Genomic DNA, 301 nt, shown 5'->3' with positions numbered 1-301 from the left:
CTCATAATTTTTATAATAGTGAAAGTGCAGCATATAAATTTCTATGTGCAATACAATCTCAGCATCAGGGTAATATCAATCTGAATATCAATTATTCAAAGACGAAAAAAAGGTTTTTCCCAAGAATAAATTATCAAAATATTGTTTTGCACAGGGCTTCCTGGCTATTATATGAAAGCGATATTAACTTGATAAAGAAAGCAGAAAATCCATTATTGGAATTAAAAAAGTTTTTCCAAAACTGGAATGTTTCCAGATTTGTTGTTTTGGTTCAGGGAGACAATGAGCTGTTTTTGGACAC

General features: G+C 30.6%; 1 protein-coding gene. It reads left to right on the top strand.

The features are described 5' to 3' along the window. A partial coding sequence (locus SB679_RS23675) for a lantibiotic dehydratase (RefSeq protein WP_410704709.1) occupies positions 1-301 on the top strand: 301 nt, incomplete at both ends.

The organism is Chryseobacterium sp. SIMBA_029 (genome assembly GCF_046535275.1).
Lineage (GTDB): Bacteria > Bacteroidota > Bacteroidia > Flavobacteriales > Weeksellaceae > Chryseobacterium.
This window is presented reverse-complemented; position numbering and strand designations above follow the sequence as displayed.